Origin of the sequence: Nostoc sp. 'Lobaria pulmonaria (5183) cyanobiont' (assembly GCF_002949795.1) — a bacterium.
Classification (GTDB): domain Bacteria; phylum Cyanobacteriota; class Cyanobacteriia; order Cyanobacteriales; family Nostocaceae; genus Nostoc.
The window spans coordinates 6,064,331-6,084,280 of the sequence record NZ_CP026692.1; the positions used below are offsets into that span (position 1 = coordinate 6,064,331).

General features: G+C 40.5%; 23 protein-coding genes. 10 read left to right on the forward strand and 13 right to left on the reverse strand.

Annotation, left to right across the window (positions count from 1 at the left end):
* Positions 1-57 precede the first annotated feature (57 nt).
* Both NLP_RS26835 and NLP_RS26840 read right to left on the reverse strand, forming a co-directional pair.
* Positions 58-1,185, reverse strand: a complete 1,128-nt coding sequence (locus NLP_RS26835) for a succinylglutamate desuccinylase/aspartoacylase family protein (RefSeq protein WP_104908987.1) — start codon at positions 1,183-1,185, stop codon at positions 58-60.
* Positions 1,186-1,620: 435 nt separating this feature from the next.
* On the reverse strand, positions 1,621-1,839 hold the full coding sequence (locus tag NLP_RS26840; protein ID WP_104908988.1) for a hypothetical protein: 219 nt from the start codon (positions 1,837-1,839) through the stop codon (positions 1,621-1,623).
* Positions 1,840-1,936: 97 nt separating this feature from the next.
* On the opposite strand from NLP_RS26840, the gene NLP_RS26845 reads away from it, so the two are divergent.
* Genes NLP_RS26845 through NLP_RS26860 form a run of 4 tightly spaced genes read left to right on the forward strand, consistent with a single transcriptional unit; the run spans position 1,937 to position 3,357 of the window.
* Positions 1,937-2,221, forward strand: coding sequence for a hypothetical protein (locus NLP_RS26845; RefSeq protein WP_104908989.1), 285 nt, complete (start codon positions 1,937-1,939; stop codon positions 2,219-2,221).
* A gap of 56 nt (positions 2,222-2,277) precedes the next feature.
* Entirely contained in the window at positions 2,278-2,568 is a 291-nt protein-coding gene (locus tag NLP_RS26850; RefSeq protein WP_104908990.1) for a hypothetical protein, read from the forward strand.
* Complete coding sequence (locus NLP_RS26855) at positions 2,565-2,984, forward strand: type II toxin-antitoxin system VapC family toxin (RefSeq protein WP_104908991.1); 420 nt, start codon at positions 2,565-2,567, stop codon at positions 2,982-2,984. Before NLP_RS26850 ends, NLP_RS26855 begins: the two co-directional genes overlap by 4 nt.
* A gap of 19 nt (positions 2,985-3,003) precedes the next feature.
* Positions 3,004-3,357 carry a hypothetical protein gene (locus NLP_RS26860; protein WP_325034698.1) on the forward strand — a complete coding sequence of 118 codons (354 nt, stop codon included), beginning with the start codon at positions 3,004-3,006 and terminating at the stop codon, positions 3,355-3,357.
* 268 nt (positions 3,358-3,625) lie between these two features.
* On the opposite strand, the gene NLP_RS26865 is transcribed toward NLP_RS26860, so the two are convergent.
* The 3 genes from NLP_RS26865 to NLP_RS26875 all read right to left on the reverse strand — a co-directional run bounded on the left by NLP_RS26865 (position 3,626) and on the right by NLP_RS26875 (position 5,812).
* The gene (locus NLP_RS26865; RefSeq protein WP_104908992.1) at positions 3,626-4,264 is read right to left on the reverse strand and encodes a histidine phosphatase family protein; all 639 of its coding nucleotides are present in this window, start codon (positions 4,262-4,264) and stop codon (positions 3,626-3,628) included.
* A gap of 558 nt (positions 4,265-4,822) precedes the next feature.
* Positions 4,823-5,005, reverse strand: coding sequence for a CsbD family protein (locus tag NLP_RS26870; protein ID WP_100900626.1), 183 nt, complete (start codon positions 5,003-5,005; stop codon positions 4,823-4,825).
* 342 nt (positions 5,006-5,347) lie between these two features.
* Entirely contained in the window at positions 5,348-5,812 is a 465-nt protein-coding gene (locus tag NLP_RS26875; RefSeq protein WP_104908993.1) for a hypothetical protein, read from the reverse strand.
* A gap of 253 nt (positions 5,813-6,065) precedes the next feature.
* Here NLP_RS26875 and uvrB point away from each other — a divergent pair, with 253 nt between their 5' ends.
* Genes uvrB through NLP_RS35665 form a run of 3 tightly spaced genes read left to right on the forward strand, consistent with a single transcriptional unit; the run spans position 6,066 to position 8,821 of the window.
* Complete coding sequence (gene uvrB / locus NLP_RS26880; protein WP_104908994.1) at positions 6,066-8,063, forward strand: excinuclease ABC subunit UvrB; 1,998 nt, start codon at positions 6,066-6,068, stop codon at positions 8,061-8,063.
* A gap of 10 nt (positions 8,064-8,073) precedes the next feature.
* Complete coding sequence (locus NLP_RS26885; protein ID WP_104908995.1) at positions 8,074-8,658, forward strand: Uma2 family endonuclease; 585 nt, start codon at positions 8,074-8,076, stop codon at positions 8,656-8,658.
* 40 nt (positions 8,659-8,698) lie between these two features.
* Positions 8,699-8,821 (forward strand): hypothetical protein, encoded by a 123-nt coding sequence (locus NLP_RS35665; protein WP_267894891.1) that lies wholly within the window; start codon positions 8,699-8,701, stop codon positions 8,819-8,821.
* A 12-nt stretch (positions 8,822-8,833) separates the two neighbouring features.
* Here NLP_RS35665 and NLP_RS26890 read toward each other — a convergent pair whose 3' ends face one another.
* The 3 genes from NLP_RS26890 to NLP_RS26900 all read right to left on the reverse strand — a co-directional run bounded on the left by NLP_RS26890 (position 8,834) and on the right by NLP_RS26900 (position 10,177).
* A complete protein-coding gene (locus NLP_RS26890) occupies positions 8,834-9,226 on the reverse strand; it encodes a type II toxin-antitoxin system VapC family toxin (RefSeq protein ID WP_104908996.1) in 393 nt (130 codons plus the stop codon).
* Entirely contained in the window at positions 9,227-9,478 is a 252-nt protein-coding gene (locus NLP_RS26895; RefSeq protein ID WP_104910053.1) for a DUF2281 domain-containing protein, read from the reverse strand.
* A gap of 78 nt (positions 9,479-9,556) precedes the next feature.
* Positions 9,557-10,177, reverse strand: coding sequence for a tetratricopeptide repeat protein (locus tag NLP_RS26900; protein WP_104908997.1), 621 nt, complete (start codon positions 10,175-10,177; stop codon positions 9,557-9,559).
* A gap of 170 nt (positions 10,178-10,347) precedes the next feature.
* Here NLP_RS26900 and NLP_RS26905 point away from each other — a divergent pair, with 170 nt between their 5' ends.
* The 3 genes from NLP_RS26905 (at position 10,348) to NLP_RS26915 (ending at position 12,466) form a co-directional block, all read left to right on the forward strand.
* Entirely contained in the window at positions 10,348-10,824 is a 477-nt protein-coding gene (locus NLP_RS26905) for an MEKHLA domain-containing protein (RefSeq protein ID WP_104908998.1), read from the forward strand.
* 129 nt (positions 10,825-10,953) lie between these two features.
* Positions 10,954-11,673: a rhomboid family intramembrane serine protease gene (locus NLP_RS26910; RefSeq protein WP_104908999.1), complete on the forward strand. Its 720-nt coding sequence runs from the start codon at positions 10,954-10,956 to the stop codon at positions 11,671-11,673.
* Positions 11,674-11,794: 121 nt separating this feature from the next.
* A complete protein-coding gene (locus NLP_RS26915; RefSeq protein ID WP_104909000.1) occupies positions 11,795-12,466 on the forward strand; it encodes a rhomboid family intramembrane serine protease in 672 nt (223 codons plus the stop codon).
* A gap of 102 nt (positions 12,467-12,568) precedes the next feature.
* On the opposite strand, the gene NLP_RS26920 is transcribed toward NLP_RS26915, so the two are convergent.
* The 5 genes from NLP_RS26920 to NLP_RS26940 all read right to left on the reverse strand — a co-directional run bounded on the left by NLP_RS26920 (position 12,569) and on the right by NLP_RS26940 (position 19,666).
* Complete coding sequence (locus NLP_RS26920) at positions 12,569-14,728, reverse strand: GumC family protein (RefSeq protein WP_104909001.1); 2,160 nt, start codon at positions 14,726-14,728, stop codon at positions 12,569-12,571.
* Between the two features lie 217 nt (positions 14,729-14,945).
* Entirely contained in the window at positions 14,946-16,307 is a 1,362-nt protein-coding gene (locus NLP_RS26925; RefSeq protein WP_104909002.1) for a polysaccharide biosynthesis/export family protein, read from the reverse strand.
* Positions 16,308-16,540: 233 nt separating this feature from the next.
* Positions 16,541-17,263 (reverse strand): cyanoexosortase B system-associated protein, encoded by a 723-nt coding sequence (locus NLP_RS26930; RefSeq protein WP_104909003.1) that lies wholly within the window; start codon positions 17,261-17,263, stop codon positions 16,541-16,543.
* A gap of 184 nt (positions 17,264-17,447) precedes the next feature.
* Entirely contained in the window at positions 17,448-18,341 is an 894-nt protein-coding gene (crtB, locus tag NLP_RS26935; protein ID WP_104909004.1) for a cyanoexosortase B, read from the reverse strand.
* 131 nt (positions 18,342-18,472) lie between these two features.
* Complete coding sequence (locus NLP_RS26940) at positions 18,473-19,666, reverse strand: DegT/DnrJ/EryC1/StrS family aminotransferase (protein WP_199784704.1); 1,194 nt, start codon at positions 19,664-19,666, stop codon at positions 18,473-18,475.
* Positions 19,667-19,950: the final 284 nt, after the last annotated feature.

The window sequence follows — 19,950 nt, forward strand, 5'->3', positions numbered from 1 at the left end:
CACGCCAGTTGTTTCTCCTTTTGGGAGAAGGGGGAAGAGACGCTTGCAAAAAAACTCCTAACTAATAACTCCCAAGACAAATTCACCTTCATTCACAGCTTGATTGGTTGCGACATCATAAACTAATCCATCTTGTTGAGCATAGACATCAATTACACTAGGTAACTTACCTTCTTTATTAAAACTGAGAATTTGATACAGCTTTTGTCCAGCTTTGACAAAACTACCTAATGCTATTCTCGATTGAATCATCCCACCTGCGATCGCATAATATTTTTTCCGGTTACTGCTAGATGCAAAAGTCATTTCATGGGTTTTTGTGTCATTCGATAAATTAGGAATTTGCAGTACACCTTTTCGGGCTAAATAGTTTTTCACACCCCTTACACCTTTAGCAACTGAATCAGGGTTCATTTGCATTCCTGAGCCTAATTCCAGTGTCCAAGCTTCCACATCAAACTTGATTTCTCTACCTAAATCTTGAAAACAAGCTTCTAGTGCTAACCAAGGTTTGATAAAAGCTTCATCAAAAGCATCACCATCATATTTATCAAGTAAGATTCCGAAATCAAGTAGGAAGTATTTTGCACTGTCTTCTCGATTTCGGAAGTAATAAAGGTAGTCTAATGCTTGATTTGTAGAACTATGCAAATCAATTAAGTAGTCTGCATCTAAACTGATATTTTGTAGCTTGTAGGCAAAAAGGTCAGTGTAAGGAACACCAACAGAAGAATTAATTTCTTCTAAAATTTTTGCGAATTGCTGCTTAATTATAGTTAGATAATTTTGTCGAACGACTTCTAGATCAATATGAAGTTGAGATTTAGTAAAAGCTACTAAATCATCAGCTTCTTTCTCGTAATCCCAAAATATGCGATTCCAGTCTTTGGCTTCATAAACGCAGTAACGTCCAGGGGAAAAATGGTGAGCGCGTTCATTTGTCCCCATTGGATTACAAACGGGAACTAGCCAAATTTCTCCAGCTAAATCTGAATCATTTATTGTTAATAAAAACTCAATTAGCTGGTGAATAACGGCATTACCAGCAATTTCTGCACCGTGTAGATTAGATTGAATATAAACCTTTTTACCAGGTTGAGCGCCGATGAATTTGTATAGTTGTAAGGATAGGCGATCGCCCGAAGCCATTTGACGTAATACAATGCTTTCAATAACTGGCAGCATGAAACAACTCAGTGATGATTTTAGTAAATTATCGCTGTATATGTACTGAATTAAAAGCCTAGTCCAATAGAATTTGCTGATTTCATTTGCGTAATCAGTTAACCTCTGCGTGAATTACTAAGATAAGTTAGCATCACATTAACTAGTGTTAGGGGTAGCTATGGCGCAGAATTGGTTGCGATCGCACAAAGCGCACTACCCTAAAGAGCGATCGCATAAGCTTTTGTCAAAAAGTTGTAATGTTAAGGCTTAATGTCGTAACGTTAAGCCTTAATCTTATGGTGCTGGTGATTAATGTTGTAATGTTAAGGCTTAATGTCGTAACGTTAAGCCTTAATGTTATAGCGTTAAGCCTTAATCTCGTAACCTTAAGACTTAATGTTGTAATGGTGACGACAAGACATTCACTTATAACTGCGATCGTTGATTCAAGAACTAATAAATTCTCTCTAGGTAATTTTCTAGGAGATATCGATTTTGGTAAATAGAATGTAGGTTGGGTTGAGGGACGAAACCCAACACCTCAAAATCTTGTAATTGTTGGGTTTCACTCCGTTCAAACGCCACTTCACTCAAGTCGGGAAACCCGCCCACATGAGTGCCTCCCCAACCTACGCATCTGTTTTCTTTTTTTCTGGAATTGGTATTAATCACAACAAAATAGTTATTCAGAAGTGCGATATCTACGGCGGGCTACGCCTACGCAATATTTACGCAGTGTTCTATCCTAGAAATAAAAAGGAGCAAAAGTATGCAAGCCTACAAGCTAAACGCCACAATTGATGAATCAGGTCATTTAATTATTGACGAACCTCTAAATATTGCTCCTGGAAAAGTGGAAGTGATTATTTTGCAGCCAGTTCTATCCTTAGAAAATTCTACAGAAACCCCTACTGAGTCACAGCCAGAGAAGCCGAGAAGAAAGTCTAAAGTAAAAGCATTTGAAGGTTTATTTGAAAATGCCCCACCAACACCACCAGACTTTGACCCAGACCAAGCCAGATGGGAAGCTTTAAAGGAGAAACATAATCTGTGAAAATGCCTGAAATATTATTTAATTATATATATTATATATAGATGAGGAAAACCAATATGCAAGCCTACAAGCTAAACGCAACAATTGATGAATCCGGTAATTTAATTATTCACGAACCTCTAAATATTGCTCCAGGGACGGTAGAAGTGATTATTTTGCAACCAGTTCCATCCTTGGAAAGTTCTAGAGAAAATCAAATTCAGTCCCAGCCTGAAAAGCAAAAAAGAATAGTGGAATGCTCTATACCCATTTTGAAAGAGTGGTTAGAAAGTACAGAGCCGACTCCTTCAGATTTTGACCCCGACCAAGCCAAATGGGAATATTTGAGGGAGAAACATAATCTGTGAGAGTCTTACTAGACACTAATATAATTTTGGATTTTGCTCTTGAACGCCATCCCTTTTACAGCAATACTATACAAGTATTCTCATTTATTTATCAAAAACAAATAGAAGGTTATCTTTCTGCTTCTACTTTTAGTGACCTCTACTACATCATTCGGAAAGATAAAGGTCGAGCATCTGCTCTATCACTTTTAAATAGAATTGTAACCTTCTGTCAAATCACAACAGTAGACAGTACCACAATCAACATGGCATTAACTGCTAACTTTAGAGATTTTGAAGACGCTATTCAATACAGCAGTGCGGTACTCAATCATTTAGATGCTATTATTACTCGCAATCCTAGAGATTTTCCAGTTGCTACTCCCAGAATTATCACACCTGAAGAGTTGATTCAGGAACTAACAAATACTCCATAAATAATTAAGTCAAATATATATGAATCCCCAATTAACCTCTATCGAAATCCAAAAACTTCAGCAACTTCTCCAAAACGATACCCCAGCGCAACAAGCGCTTACTACCCTACAGCACCACAACGGCAATCTAGAAGCTAGTTTTGATGCACTCTGGCAAGAGAAAGTTGGCAAAACAGATTATAGTAAGGGCAAAAAATCTCTTTTGCAGCTGACTCTCGACGAAATCCGCGCGGAAATCTGTGGTGATGATGGTTTACGGGGCAAAATAAAAGAATACACTAATAACCCTGGTAGTGCTTCTTTGTTCAACAGCATCATTGGCTCCCTGGTTGCCGTTGCAGCAGTGCATGGAATACCGATTGATGGTGCGTAGGCGTAGCCCGTCGTAGACATCGCAACAATTGTCGTGTTATATATTTTTAAAATTGGAATAAATGTTTTATGCAAATATACTGAGCCAGAGAGTGAAGGAAAGCAAGGGAAAAATAATAACTCCTAACTCCTAACTTTTGACTTTTGACTTTTGACTTTTGACTTTTGACTTTTGACTTTTGACTTTTGACTTTTGACTTTTGACTTTTGACTTTTGACTTTTGACTTCCCCGTTCGCGTAGCGTCTCGCAGAGAAGGGGCTAACTCCCTCATGTCCCCGGTAAATTTTGCAACCGCTCATCCAAATGACTACGCTCTGCCAAAACCTTTAACAACGGGCCATGTGAGGTAAATTCTACAATACTGACCGAAGCAACAGGACATCCCAAACGAAAACGGAAGCGTCCCACATCAATCCCTAGTAAACTACACAGCATAATTCTGATAGTTGCCTTGTGGGAAACAACTAAAACATTGCCACTACTATAATTTTGTTTAATTTCTTCAATTACCTGCAAGGCACGAGAAGCAATTGTAACCGCCATTTCTCCACCATTTGGCGCATTCCAAGCCGGATCTGCTGACCAGCGAATATAATCATCGTGATATTCACGGCTAATTATTTCAGGCGTTTTTCCTTCCCACAAGCCATAGTTAATTTCCTTCAAACCATCCCTGAGTTGTGGTTCCATCCCTATTGCTCCACATAAGGGTTTTGCTGTCAATACAGTTCGCCGCATTGGACTACAAAATATTGCTGTCCAATCCATAGAACTATATGTGTCTGCAAAAGCCTTTGCCATCTCCAAGCCTTCTGGAGTGAGTTCTGAGTTTATAGAACCGCAAAAGGAATTATTGCGGCTGCATTCTGTCTGTCCGTGACGGAGGAAATAAAGAGTTAGGTTCACGGTACGTTCTCATCGATTGTGAATTTAAGAGCGCTAACAATCAGATGTAGCTGAAGATAGTTAATGCCTGTGGTATATTACTACAATTTTTGATATTTGAAATAGATTTTCAGATTGAGTAAAATTATCATGGCTACGCTCATCATAGACAGATTTGCAACGGAAAATTACTTTAAAGGAGGTTGGGGTATCTGAGTGTGTAAGTTTTAACTTTAGAATATGATCCGGTTTAGTTAAAAGTGATTGGTCTTTCAAGAAGCGATAAACCGCGTCTCTACATCAGGTTTTTGTTGCTCATTCTGAACTCTATTGCTTTATAGTTATAATAATTATAAAAATAAATTAAGAATAAATTAAGCATAAACAAACATAGAGACGTAATTAATTACGTCTCTATAAAATTTCTGTCAATCAAGCCAGTCCTTTACTTTTAAAGCTTGCTAAGAAAAAAATAAAGGTACATAGCATTGAATATTTAACGCTTCATAATTTTTTATTGCAAAAATGGAATCCACCCCATTTATATCCCTAAAGTTTCTGCAAAAAAACTATGAATTCCTAGTCAATGTTCTTCTTGACATTATCTTTTACATCTTCAATGCCGTGACGTACTTCGCTTTCGGCTTGCTTTGCTTTACCTTCGGCTTTATCTTCTGGATCTCCAGTGACATTTCCTAATGCTTCTTGGGCTTTACCTTCAACATTTTTAGCAGCAGCCTTTGCGCGATCTTCTATGCTCATTTTGATACTCCTTATTCAATTAAAAATTAATTTCAAAGCTATAAACTAACTTTGAAACTCTTTGTTATTACCTTTACATAGTAACTTAAAATTTTTGCTAGAGCCTTCCACCACAAGGCAGATTCAATAATTCGGAATTCGGAATTGGTAATTCGTAATTAAGAAAGTTAGTTGTAGTAAGCGTTCTGGCTGTTGGTTGAATATAAAATAAAGTGAGAATAGTTTAGTTACCTATGCTAAAAGACATAGAACAAATGTTACAGATGGTAATTTTTACTTTTTAAATAAAAAACCCAGTTTCATATAAAACTGGGTTAATAAAGTTATGGGGGTGTTTTATGTTTAATCTAGAAAACCCATTAGGCTTTCAGAATTGTCAACCTCATTTGATGCTATCGGACGGTTCCCAAATGTTGAATAGCTTTCATCAATTACCAATAAACTTGAGCCAATTGGACGAATCCCAGACAGATTCATACTTTCAACAACTTGGAATGTATTAGCGCCAATTGGACGAATACCCATTGAGTTATAGGTTTCAACTACTTCCAAGCTACTGGTGCTAACGGGACGCACCCCAGCAATTGAGAGGTGTTCAGCAACTTCTAAGTCGCTAGCGCCTATGGGACGAATTCCAGAAATGGCGAGTGTTCCAGAAGCTCCTACTGGCAGTTCATTAACTTCCTCGACTTTATCTGCATTCAAGCTCTGGTCTTGTTGATTTTCAACTTCCTCTTTAGCTTCCCCTTGAGACTTGGCATACTTTTGCCGAGAACTGGTTGCTTTGCCAGCGTTGCTAATAGTCATAAACGAAAACCTCTAGTTTGTTAACTGAATTTTACAATAATTAAGGAAAGATGAAATTTTTTCCCATATACCTTAGAGTTTAACCTTAAAAAACCTCATATAGATATAAGAATCTTTAAAACTAATACATAAGTAAATTAAAAAGAATAATTTTTGTAAATAATTATTACTATTTATTTGATCTAATAAGCCAGCTACAATAGATACAGGGCGGAATCGTCACCATGAGATAGGGTATTTACAGCAAAACTGTATGACAGAATTTTGTCTTCAAGCTCCCTTTAGTCCTACAGGCGATCAACCACAAGCGATCGCACAACTTACTACTAGTATCCAAGCTGGTAATCGTTACCAAACTTTATTAGGTGCCACTGGAACTGGTAAGACATTTTCGGTAGCAGCAGTGATTGAGAAAATTGGCAAGCCTACTTTAGTTCTGGCGCATAATAAAACCCTGGCTGCACAGCTTTGTAACGAGTTGCGAGATTTCTTTCCCAACAACGCAGTTGAATATTTCGTCAGCTACTACGATTATTATCAGCCAGAAGCGTATATTCCCGTTACCGATACTTATATTGAAAAAACGGCAGCGATTAATGATGAAATAGATATGTTGCGGCATTCAGCGACGCGATCGCTTTTTGAACGCCGTGATGTCATTGTCGTTGCTTCCATCAGCTGCATCTACGGTTTAGGAATGCCATCAGAATATCTGAAAGCTGCCATCCCCCTTCAGATAGGTATGGAAGTAAATCAACGCCAAATTTTACGCGATTTGGCAAATGTTCAATATAGCCGCAACGACATAGAAATGGGGCGAGGAAAGTTTCGCGTCCGTGGTGATGTCTTAGAAATTGGTCCAGCTTATGAAGACCGAATTATTCGCGTCGAATTCTTTGGTGATGAAATTGATGCAATTCGCTACATTGACCCGGTGACAGGTGAAATTATCAAGAGTTTGGAAGCGGTGAATGTTTACCCTGCACGTCACTTTGTCACCCCAGAAGAACGATTAGAAGTAGCTTGTAATGACATTGCAGCCGAGTTAAAACAGCAAAAACTAGACTTAGAACAAGCAGGAAAACTATTAGAAGCGCAACGCATAGATCAACGTACACGCTATGACCTAGAAATGCTGCGCGAGGTAGGTTACTGCAACGGCGTTGAGAATTATTCCCGTCACTTAGCAGGAAGACAAGCTGGAGAATCGCCAGAATGTTTAATTGATTATTTTCCCAAAGATTGGCTACTAGTTATTGATGAATCTCACGTTACCGTGCCACAAATTCGCGGTATGTATAACGGTGATCAAGCTAGAAAAAAAGTTTTAATTGAACATGGATTTCGGCTTCCTAGCGCTGCTGATAACCGTCCTTTGAAAGCAGAAGAATTCTGGCAAAAGGTAAATCAGTGTATTTTTGTTTCCGCAACTCCCGGAAATTGGGAATTAGAAATTTCTGAAGATCATGTAGTTGAGCAAGTAATTAGACCAACTGGGGTGGTTGATCCAGAAATTTCTGTGCGTCCCACAGAAGGACAAATTGATGATTTGTTGGGAGAAATTAAAGATAGAGCCGATCGCCATGAACGAGTGTTAATTACCACATTAACCAAGCGGATGGCGGAAGATTTAACCGAATATTTGCAAGACCGCAGTATAAGGGTACGGTATTTACATTCTGAGATTACTTCTATTGAGCGCATTGAAATTTTGCAGAACTTGCGCGAGGGGAAATTTGATGTATTAGTTGGTGTAAACTTGCTGCGGGAAGGTTTGGATTTACCCGAAGTTTCATTAGTAGCAATTATGGATGCAGATAAAGAAGGTTTCTTACGAACCGAGCGTTCCTTAATTCAAACTATTGGTAGAGCCGCGCGTCACGTCCAGGGACAAGCGATTTTGTATGCCGATAATATGACAGGTAGCATGATTAAAGCTATTGATGAAACAGATAGACGGCGTGGTATTCAGACAGCACACAATCAACTGCATGGGATTACACCACAACCAATTGTTAAAAAATCAAGTAATGCGATTTTGGCTTTTTTAGATGTATCTCGGCGGTTAAATGCAACTGACTTAAAAGTTGTAGATGAACATATAGATGAACTGCCATTAGAACAGATTCCAGGGTTGATTACTCTGTTAGAAGCGCAGATGAAAGAGGCGGCAAAGAAACTGGAATTTGAAGAGGCGGCAAAATTGCGCGATCGCATTAAACACCTGCGGGATAAAATGCTAGGACGTTAACGTGAATCTTATGCTGACCAATATTCGCCTAATTAGTGTTCAAGAATATCACCAAATGGCGGAAACGGGGATTTTTCATCCTGAAGAACGCTTAGAATTAATCGCGGGACAAATCATCAGAATGTCAGCAAAAGCAACTGCTCACGAATCAGCAATTACCCGCACAGAAAGGTTATTGCGTCAACGTTTGGGTGACAAAGTTTTATTAAGAATCCAGTCACCAGTGCAACTTGATGATTACTCGGAACCAGAGCCAGATATTTCAGTGGTGAAGCTGAATCCATTAGATTATGAGGATCACCATCCCAATGCTTCCGAAGTGTTTTTACTGATTGAAATAGCTGATTCCAGTCTCAAATACGATCGAGAAGTAAAAGCGATGGCTTTGCCAACGCCAAGGGCGAACGCTTATGCTAAGTCAGGTATTATTGAGTACTGGATTTTAGATGTGAATGGACGCAAGTTGTATATGTATCGTCTCCCAAGTCCAGACGGATATCACAGTGAGAGCATACTTGCAGAGGATGTGACAATTTCACCTTTAGCTTTTGGTGATTGTGCGATCGCTATTCGGGAATTATTGCGAAAAATCTAAGAAGCGATGCCAGAAAGCATTTGCAAGATAAAATGCTAGAGTGTTAGTGTTTGGTCAGAGTAGCAATTCGGTGGATGTAGAAATAGCGATGTCTACGACGGGCTACGCCTACGCTGATTTGTACAGACAAGTGCAGTTTGAAAACGAAGCCACCGAAAATTGACATTATAGATAGTCAATACCAGTCAGCGATCGCAAGTCCCACAACTCTAGAAAATTCGTTGACATTGTGAGTCACAAGAGTTGCTTTAAGTGCGATCGCTATTCCTGCAATCAAAATATCCATCGGGCCAATTGGAGTTCCTTGCTTGTCTAACTGGGTGCGAATTGTAGCAGCAGCAAGAGCAGCATCATAATCGAATGGAACTAGGTTTACTCGGCTTAAAAGTTGCTGAAGTTGCTGAGTGCGTTTTGCTGGGGAAGTGGATTTTTCAATACCGACTTGTAACTCAAAAACAACGATTGTCGGAATACTAATTTCCTCAGCAGGGATAGTGGCAAGATTATGAGCAACTTGTCCTTGACCCTTAAAGTAGTAAATCAGGGTGTTGGTATCTAAAACGTACATCTAGAGACTTTCCCGTAGGATGTCTTGTCCCATTTCAGCCCGAATGTCTTCCAGGCTCAAAAAGTCTTCTTTCCAAGTTCCAGCAAGGGAATAAACAAGTTCTGCCCAAGAAACTGAGTCTGCTGTGTCGATGGGTTGGTTATCATTTAGGTTCTTATTACGAATAAATTCAGCAAAACTTAAGACCTCCCTAGCTTGCTCTTGGGGAAGAGATTTAACTAGTGCGTAAATCTGTTCAGCGATGTTGTTCATAATAGGATTCCATATATAGGTTATAAGAATCTTAGCAATCTCCCCTTCAGGAGTAGCATACAATGGTTAAAATTCTGACTATATCCACCTTCGTAATTTTTTATGTACTTGCGCTAGGTACCACATATAATCATCAATTTTGTAATTATCAGCAGCTTTCACTATATATTCCTGAGCCAAATTAACATTATTCTCAACTTCGTAATATAATCCCAAGTAAAGATGACTGTAAAAATTTCCCTTTATCCCTTCTGATTGACCAACAGTTAAAACATCATCTGGTGTACAATTTCCCGCATACAAATCATATACCTGTTGCATAACACGTCGAGGGTCATTTTTTACAGTTAGTAAACAATTACGTGCCTCTTCAACACCTAACGAACGAGCTATGCAGAGATATCGCCATACTGTTTCCTCTACATCTTGAGCATTCACAGTCAAATCAATTTCAAATTGTTGAGCGCCCTCAGCAAATCTTTCTGCATAATAGTACGATAATCCACGTTGCCAGAGGTAGGGTTTAATACGGGTATCCACTTGCTCTGCCATGTCAAAATCTTGAATAGATTCATCAATTTTGGCTAGTTGAAAGTTAACCATACCTCGACGAATGTAAGCATTAGGATTTTTCGGCTGATTGTGAATGGTTTCGTTCCAGCGCTGGAGTTGATTTTCCAGAGAATTTGAAAAAAACATGAGTTGCCAAGCCTATATAGATAGATTAACTAGAATATTTTCAGCTTTGGGAAGAGTATGTCAATCCTTTTTCAAATCTTCCATATATTAGGCGTCACTGATTTCCTAAAGTGTTAAGAAAAAACTGTTTCATGTCATACTAAATTTTAGTGCTATGTATTCATTATCTCATGACCAGCATTATCGAATTTCCTTGGCAGCAAGAGGCAATTATTCGCCACAGTCAACGCCTAGTAAACAGTTTTCAGCATTGGATAGGAAATTCTTTGTTGGATGTAAATGGTGTACCCCAGGAAATAGCACAGGCATTATTTGAAGCACCTTTTGTCTTAGTTTCTCACGGCACTGAGTCAGACCCAATTTTTAACTATGGTAATCGCAAAGCGTTGGAATTATGGGAGCTTTCTTGGGAAGAATTTACCAGAATGCCTTCCCGGAAATCAGCTGAAGAAGTAGTGCAGGAAGAACGCGATCGCCTATTATCAGAAGCAGCAACTCAAGGGTTTAGCTATTTTTCTAGTGTGCGGATCACCAGTACTGGTAAACGCTTTGAGATTCAAGATGGCATCCTCTGGAATCTCTTAGATGAGCAGAATAAATTGTGCGGTCAAGCAGCAGTTTACTCTAAGTGTACGTTTATTACATGATCACTGGCTCATACATATAAATACTAATTATTTACTTAATGAAAGTGAGATCCATCCACGAGGTAGAAGAAACTACTTACAGAATTCAGTATTCTAGAGTTTGTGTCTTAAAATCAGGAAAAAACGCTTGTGGTTCCCATTAGAGATAATAATCCGACAAAAATTACCCCTTATGTGACTTATGGACTGATTGCTGTCAACGTCCTCGCTTTTCTTTATGAAGCAAGTCTTCCTCCACAAGCATTAAATGGGTTTTTGCACCTTGCGGCTGTAGTTCCCCGAGAACTCACCCTAAGTTTTGGTGGTACTTCTCTACATCAACTAGTACCAGAGTGGGCAACTTTGATTACCTCACAATTTTTGCACGGCGGTTTCTTGCACTTAGCTGGCAATATGCTGTTTCTCTGGATTTTTGGGAACAACGTTGAAGATAAGTTAGGTCATGCCAAATATTTGCTGTTTTATTTATCTTGCGGTGTTTTGGCATCCTTGACCCAATGGTTCTTCGCTCAAGATTCTAGCATTCCTTCTTTGGGTGCGAGTGGTGCGATCGCAGGTGTCATGGGTGCATACATTCTCCGCTTTCCCAACGCCGAAGTTCTTGGCGTAGTGCCTCTAGGATTTTTCTTCCCAACTTTCCGTGTCCCAGCATATTTCTTTTTAGGATTCTGGTTTCTCGAACAAGCTTTCTACGGGCTTGCTGGACTCGAAGCACGTACCAACATCGGTATGGAAAGTGGCGGTATTGCCTACTGGGCCCATGCAGGCGGGTTTATCTTTGGGGCAATTCTTGGCCCACTGTTGGGTTTATTTAGCGATAAATCCCAAGAAGAATCTTGGTACAAGTAATTTTTCATAATATCGTTGTTACCCTCAATTGATTGATTTAATAGGTTAAATTGCTTAACCTTCGCAACTGCTAGCCTTACAAGCTATATTGCAGTTAGTCAATAATTTAGGAAAAACACCTGTGTTTCCCCTCTACGATGAAAATCCGACGCGAATCACTCCGTATTTCACCTACGGGTTAATTGGCATGAATATTTTAGTTTTTATTCACGAGGTGAGCCTGTCACATGCACAATTGAGTCAGTTTTTAGGTGAGTATGCGGTAGTGCCTCAACAGTTAACCACCGATTTGAGCGCAGAGTGGATAACGTTATTTACGTCACAATTCTTACATGGCGGTTGGTGGCACTTAATCTCGAATATGGTGTTTCTCTGGGTTTTTGGCAACAATATTGAAGACCGATTGGGTCATGCTAAATATCTGATTTTTTATTTGGCGTGTGGTGCTTTAGCTGCCTTGTGCCAATGGTTTATTGGGATGAATTCTGAGATTCCTTCCTTGGGGGCAAGTGGTGCAATTTCTGGAGTTTTGGGTGCGTACATTATCCGCTTTCCCCACGCTCAAGTCATGACTTTAATATTTTTGGGGATTTTCATCACCACAATCAGAGTTCCAGCACTAGTAATAATTGGACTTTTCATTGTGCAAAATGTAATATCCGGTCTTGCGACCCTACAAACAGCTGCTAATATGACCGTGCAAACTGGTGGAGTTGCCTACTGGGCGCACATCGGTGGTTTTGTTTTTGGCGTGATTCTCGCTCCCCTATTTGGCTTGTTTCGGCGCGACTAAATACAGCATTTCCTGAAACTTGTAGCGAAAAAACTGCTACCTCTCAATGCTCTGCGTATTCACTGCGAGACTCTGGATTAAAATTTCCACATTTGAAAACTATTAGTTTTTGTTAGCACTCGCTGAAACTTCTTCAGATGAAAATGTTGATGATTTTGCAATTTCTTCAGGTACAGAAACGATGATATCAGCACCATTAATAATTGCTCCCAATAACCCTAGTTCAGATTCAACCAATTGATCGATAGCTTCAGCTAGCATATTCTCTTGCGTATAGTTTGGTCGCGCCACTAGTATGATCCCATCGCTGTAGGGTTGAATTAATAAAGGGTCATTTGATATACTGAGAGGACTAGTGTCTAAAATAACTAAATCAAACCGTTCGCGGACATCTTCGATCAGCCGCCGCATTTCGCTAGATTCAAGAATAGCAGCGGATTGCCGCACTGGACCTGGACTGGGAAGAATGTATAAATTTGCAACATCAGGAACTAAACGAATACATTCACTCAAATTAGCGTAATAACGCAGGGGTTCAATAGTGGCTTCAGGGTCAGGAATTACTTTCAAGGATGTACAACGGGAAGGCGATCGCAAATCTGTTTCGATAATTAAAGTTCTTTTACCAGCACGGGCGGAAGCGATACCCAAATTATAAGCACTTGCCGTTTTACCCTCTAGGCTACCGGTGCTAGTAATCAATACTACCTTTAAGTTTTTACCACCAATCCGGCGCATATTACTACGGAACTTCTCATAAAATTCTAAATAAGGAGAATCTTGGGAGAATACCACCGGCACAGCATCTGGCTCCAAATCATCAACTGGCATTAAAGGCAATTCTCCCAACAGTGCCACTTCTCGTTGCTTGAGGCTCTCGCGGATATCCTCCCTGGTTTTGAAAGTCCCTTCCAGCGCTCCCAACAAAAATATCACCCCGCCACCAACCAACACACCTAAGAAACCGCCCACAGCAAGGGTAATAGGCACACTCTTCGGAGGTTTGGGATCGATAGTGACTGCGGGGCGTCTGGCAATGCTGAGGCTGCTAGTAGTTTCTGCCTCTGCGGTTTTTGCATCGGTTAGCTTCGCCTGCATTTGGTCATAAATGGCTTTTTTGAGTCCAACCTCCTGTTCTAAACGCGATCGCTCTAACTGCTTATTGGGTATCAGAGAATACTCTCGCCGTAGTCGCGCTTCTTGTTGGATTTCTTGAGCTAGTTGTTGTTGCAGTGTCTCCCGTTGGGTTTGTAAAGCCACCATTTGGTTTGCCAATTGCTGGCGTGTTGGATCTAAGCTGCTTTGAGTGCGAATACCTGCAACGCTACCCTGAAGCGGAGCTGCCGACCCATCACCACCTAACACCTCAGCAGCACGTTGTTGTAGTAATTCCTCAGCAGCTTGTTTTTGACGCATTAACTGCACCATCGTTGGATGTTCCGGCCGCAAATCTTTTCTGAGTACAGCGATTTGCGATTCACTTTGATAAATTTGCGCTCGTAAGTTACCAATAATTGGATCGGCACTCAAAGCAGAAGAAACATAAGCCTGTCCGACTGTTAAGCCTAACTTATTTTGTAAACTGCGAACTTGAGCATCAACCCCAGAAATAGTTAATTGAATTTGCCGTTGTAGATTTTGGCTAGAAGTAATGCCACTTAACAAGCTGCCATTCTCTGCTGCTAATATTGCGGTTCGCTCTATGCGATCGTACTGTTCCAGCTTCTTTTCAGCAATTTGCAATTCCCGTTTAGTTTGTGGTGTGCGATCGTTAATCTTTTGAATAATTGCTTGTAATCGCCCAGTATTGATGTCACTACTCACCTTGATCATTGCTTGCATCAATTCCGTCAAGACCTGTATAGATCGTTTGGCGTCAGTATCTACATATTTCAGTTCAAAGAAAGGAGATTCTAATTCTCCACTCTTTACGTTTTTTTTAGGTAGAGAAAGGGCAAGACTTGCACCGAGTTGTTTCGGTTTGACACCGGCTTTCTCTGCGACGCCTGCAATTATCTGGTTTGATAGTAAAACATCCTCATTCAGTTCCTTTCCTTGCTGTTGGATTTCATTACCAGTTGTAGAGAAAGAAACTGGCGGGCCACTATAACTAAGTGCACCAGATGCTATATAGCTAGTAGGTGGCTCTGGTTGCATAGCTACTACAGTTGACCCTGCAATAACTAAAGCAAAACTAGCTAATCCAATCCACTTATATTTATCAAAAGCAATCAGATAGCGCTTAACAATTGGTGGGGTCATGGTCGCTTCGCTCCAATTCAAAATTTAAAATACAAAATTAAAAATTTAGGAAGCACCAAACAAAGATAGTGGCTTTGATACAAGGGCGCTATCAACTTCCTAATGTATATATCGGTTGATATCTTTAAAATTTTTCCATTAATAAATTCAAAGATTGTTTGGAGATGTGGCTTCCTAAGCTCCAAACTATTTTCAGCTTGCATCCTTTTTTTTAATATTAATAATTTCGTCCACCACCAACGTTGTCAAAAAACCGGAGAAAAGATTGAACATTGAAAAAAGGTTGGGTAATGGTGGTCAGGAAATTAGTAATTTTCCCAATGAGATTCCGACCAACAACAATAACATCATTATCTTGAAGTGCCACATTTTGAGATGCATCACCGCCTAAAGCTTTTTTAGCATCAAGTTTTTGGGTAACAGCTTTGCCTCGTTCCGAATCAAAGCGAACCAGAGCGATATCTCTTAAATTAGCAGTGTCTAGATTTACTCCTCCCAAAGCATCTACAAATGTACTGCCGTTAGGCAGTGCTTGAATGGAAAGACCACCCGCAGCATAGTTTAAAACTCGCACTCTAATCTGTGGTGTAGCCAAGGATGAACGTGCTACTAAATTGCGGTCATAACCGTCCTCATTACCGACTTCACGACGGGGCACGAGTATCGCATCTCCATCTTGTAAGCGTAAATTCGGGATTGAACCACCATTTTGCAGTGCTGCATATAAGTCAATAGTTTGTGAAATTACAGAACCATCGATTAACTTCCGGCGTACTTGCACCTGTCGCAGGTCTGCATTCAACGTTGAACCACCAGATATTAGCAAAGCATCAGCAACGCGGGGTGTTGGTGAATTAATTGGATAAATTCCTGGTCGAAATATTTCCCCGCTAATGGTAACTTGAACTGGTCGCGTTCCTGCTAAGGATACTACCACGATTGGATCTGGGAAAAAGCGACTCAAGCCCAAGCGAATTTTTTCTTGAGCTTCTTCCAAAGTTAAACCTTTTAATGACACCGTTCCCACTTGTGGCACGATGATGTTGCCTTCTGGACTAATTACAGCTTGAAAACTGAGGTCTGGACGCTGCGCTGCTAATGCTAAAACTATTATTGGATCGACTACATAACGATTTAAACCCAAGCGAATTTTTTCTTGAGCTTCTTGCAAAGTTAAACCTTGTAAAGAAACTGTTCCCAATAACGGCACCGCAATATTACCTTCTGGGTTGATTGAAGCTTGAAAGCTCAAATCTGGAAAGCGCTGAACCGAAACGCTAATTCCATCTCCGATGCCTAAGCGGTATGGGCCGGGAGGACGCTGAAGCACAACATCAATTGCATCTCCTGGCCCCAAGAGGTAGCGACTGAGTTGCGGAGAAATTTCTTCATTCGTACCTGGAGGTACAACTTCAGTACCTGGCACAGGTGAAGGGAATAGCCCTGGTGATTGTCCTTGAGATGGAAAAGGCTGGGCAACAACAAGTTGGATAGGTGTTGTTAAGAAAACTCCTACTTGAAGACTGACAAAACACAAGGCGCTGAATCCACGCATATAATAACTGGCATCTATGAACATCGGAGCAGAAAATATTGATATAGAAATTAGTAGCGCCGAGTGGTTATTTTACTCTAAAAATGCCTTATATGTCTTTTTATATCTACAAGTATTTACCAAGAGAAAGAGAATAATTTTGCTAAATTTAATTTCTAACTTCATATTGTTAACATCATTTTAAGTGAGTTTCAGCCTGACACAATTTATAGAGATACTCTTGATAAATCTCTGCACAAGGGCATCTATAACAAGCTCTACAAAGGGCCTGCCATTAATGCAGCTTGTACTGTTTCCCCAATAGACTGAGCTAAAGACCAAGATGTTTCTACCTGCCCCAAAGGTTCCATTGGAATCAGAATGCTCACACCAACCCAAGGAATACGTTGCTTGCGCCACTGTGCCAGTTGATCCGCCAAGAACCAGTGAAAAGGTGATGGATTTCCGCCGTCTGGCATCGCATACCATTGCAAAACAGCGAAGGTTTGCTGTGGTGTGGAGGCGCGAAAGAACCTAGCTTCTACTTTAGTTTCGACATTAGAAGCCAACTTTGCAGATGGTTTCACAGTAAATTCTGCAGAACGAGATTGAGCTATATCCCACTTTCCCCAGCGTGACCTTCCCCAACCGTTAACGTCTGTCCACTCTACCTCTGGTTGATCCATAGGCCCATTTTGCGGTAACAAAAGCAGGATTGCTTGAGATTCGGAACCTTCTTTTTTGATTACCTGCAAAGACCAATTATGTTCGCCAATTTGCTGTTCAGCTTGTTCAATGGTTTGCCAACCAGAAAGGGTTAACCCAGTCTTGCGGATCTGTTTTAATTCATGGAGGGTAGGAACAGCGGGCGGCTGTTTCCATTGCCAGTGTCCTGTCAGATATCCGGGAACCCCTGCCATTGCTAGCAGCAGTAGCAATAACAAAAGTGCTGCTACCTGAGTCAATTGGTTTTCCTTGAAAAATTTAGAGAAGGAAATCATCAGTAAAATTTGCAATACTTAGGCAAAATTTTACTTTATAAAATCACATTGTGAGTTCAGTAATATTTAGGACTTACGTATAAGTGATGAAAGATTAAGGGAGTTGGGAGGGGAGAATGGAGAACAGGGGAAAAGTTGCAGTAAGTTTTTCCCCTCTGCCTCTTGTGCCCAATGCCCAATGGTTCTAACTTTCTGCTTCTTGCTCAGTTTCTAGAGATGCTGAAAAATAGTTATTAATCCAATTCAGTAAGGGCACTAGTGACACCAGCATACAAGCAGAGTAGAGATCGCCACCCCAACCCTCATGCAGCCATTTAAAAGCCGCTTCTTGACCCGTGCCGTGGAAGAAAGTCAGTAAAGTATTACGAATGATATTGGCACTAATACTAACGATCGCAGCAAGAGATAAAAACGATATAGTTGTCCGCCGTGAAGACAAAGCATCTGTCCAATAAAGCAGCATCAAGCCCACGTAGAAAGTCGTAAACAACATTTTCAGCCCTGCACAATAGGGAGCAACTTCTACAATCCGTCCTCCCACGTAAAGATTGATCTCATCTACGGTTACTTCCATACCAAATTGATTCAGTATGAAGCCTGCTGTACCAGCGATGAAGCTTTGCAGAGGCATGGTATAGGGAGCAATGAGATAAGGTAATGCTGTTGGGGTGGCTAAAAATACTAGTAGTAGGGGGAATCCTTGTAATCGCAAACCTGCTATTCCCTTAAACCACAAGCATAATCCGACTAATATCACGGGCAAGGAAAGGTTAACCCACTCTGTAACACCGCTAAGATAAAAAACTGCCCCTAATAACAATAAAACAGCGCCCAAAGGATTGATGGTATCTGGCAAACGTCTCCACTTTTTCCGGTTCATCCAGCCCAGATAAGCCGCAAATGGTAAACCAATTATCCCGTGGCTGAAATATTCGTGTTCTGTACTGATATTTTTGTGCAGCCAACCATCCAACCAGTGTAGCAATATCGGAGCATAAAGCAGCAGCAAAACGCCTAAAATAGCTAGATTTAACAAGCCTGATGCGTTTATGTTTTTTACCTGTTGCCGGAGTGCCATGATTTTAAGTAATTCAAAAACTTTGGTTATTAGTTATTAGTCATCGGTCATTGGTCATTGGTGATTAGTTTTTGATAAAGCACAAATGACAAATGTCTAATTTTTAGATGCACATTAAGTATGAATTAACTTTAGGCTACCACACTGCCAAGGTCAGCAGGAGATAGATTATCTGCCTGATAATTTGTTGAGACTGCATTGGCGATCGCTGCTACAACTTCTTTAACTTGGCTACTACTCAAACCAGGATACATCGGTAATGATAATATTTGCTTTGACAACTTCTCTGCTTGGGGAAAATCTCCCGGTTGATAGCCTAAGTTAGTGAATGCTGGCTGGAGATGACAAGGAATTGGATAGTGAATGCCAGTTTGAATCCCCGCTGCTGTGAGTTTTTCCTGGAGTTGCTGGCGTTCTATTGGGCAAGAATCATCTACTTTAATCACATAAAGATGATAAACGTGTCCTGTATCACTTTGGTTTTCTATAGGGATAATCCCAGCAGTTGCCAAGGATGCTAGTTCACGATCATACTGCTGGGCAATAGTCAGGCGATCGCGGTTCCACTGGGGCAAATATGGGAGTTTTTTGTGCAAAATTGCTGCTTGCAAAGTATCCAAGCGGCTATTCGTACCTGGTTCAGTATGAAAATACTTTTGCGATGCCCCATAATTTCGCAAGCGCACCATCTTCTGGGCTACATCTGAATCTCGTGTCAGCAGCATTCCCCCATCCCCAAATGCTCCCAAATTTTTGCTGGGATAGAAACTAAAAGCTGCTGCTATTCCTACTGAACCAGCGTAATATCCGTCTCTTTGGGCGAGATGTGCTTGGGCGGCATCTTCAAAAATTAGTAGTTTGTAGGTATCGGCAAAGTTCACTAAATCGCGTGGTGATACCATCTGACCATAGAGATGCACAGGGATAATTGCTTTGGTATGAGGCGTAATTGCCTTTGCTGCTTCTCTTAAGTCAATTAAAGCAGTTTGGCGATCGCAATCTACTAAAATTGGCTTGGCGCCAGCACGTAGCACTCCAATTAAGGTGGCGATAAAAGTATTTGCAGGTAAAATCACTTCATCGCCAGCACCAATATTACACGCTTGTAATCCCAGAGCGATCGCATCTGTTCCTGATGCCACACCAACTCCATAAGCTGTACCAGATACTGCCGCAAATTCTGCTTCAAAATCTGAAAGTGCTTGCCCTAAAATAAAATCTCCCCGTTCCAATACAGATTGGATTGCATCTTGCAATTGCGTTTGAATTGGTTGATGTTGTAACTTTAGGTCTACAAAAGGAACTCTAATAGTCATTTTATTCATTACCAGTCGTCCTCAAAAAATGTTTCCTTGCATGGAAAAAATAGAAAGTTTTGTACAATTTTCGGCGTAAAATTGTAATAAATTTAATCTATTGGATAAAGGCTTAGATCGACTATTTAGTCGGTTATGGGTAATTCAAAATCATGCCCTTTTAATTTGAGCGCCCGAAGTTGCCATCAGACTTCTCTAAAGCCACCACTCCAACTTCTATCAAAATTTAAAAAGCTTACAAACTGAGCTTTTCACTAATTTGGTAGCTTGCTAACCCGTAGCGATATGTTTGG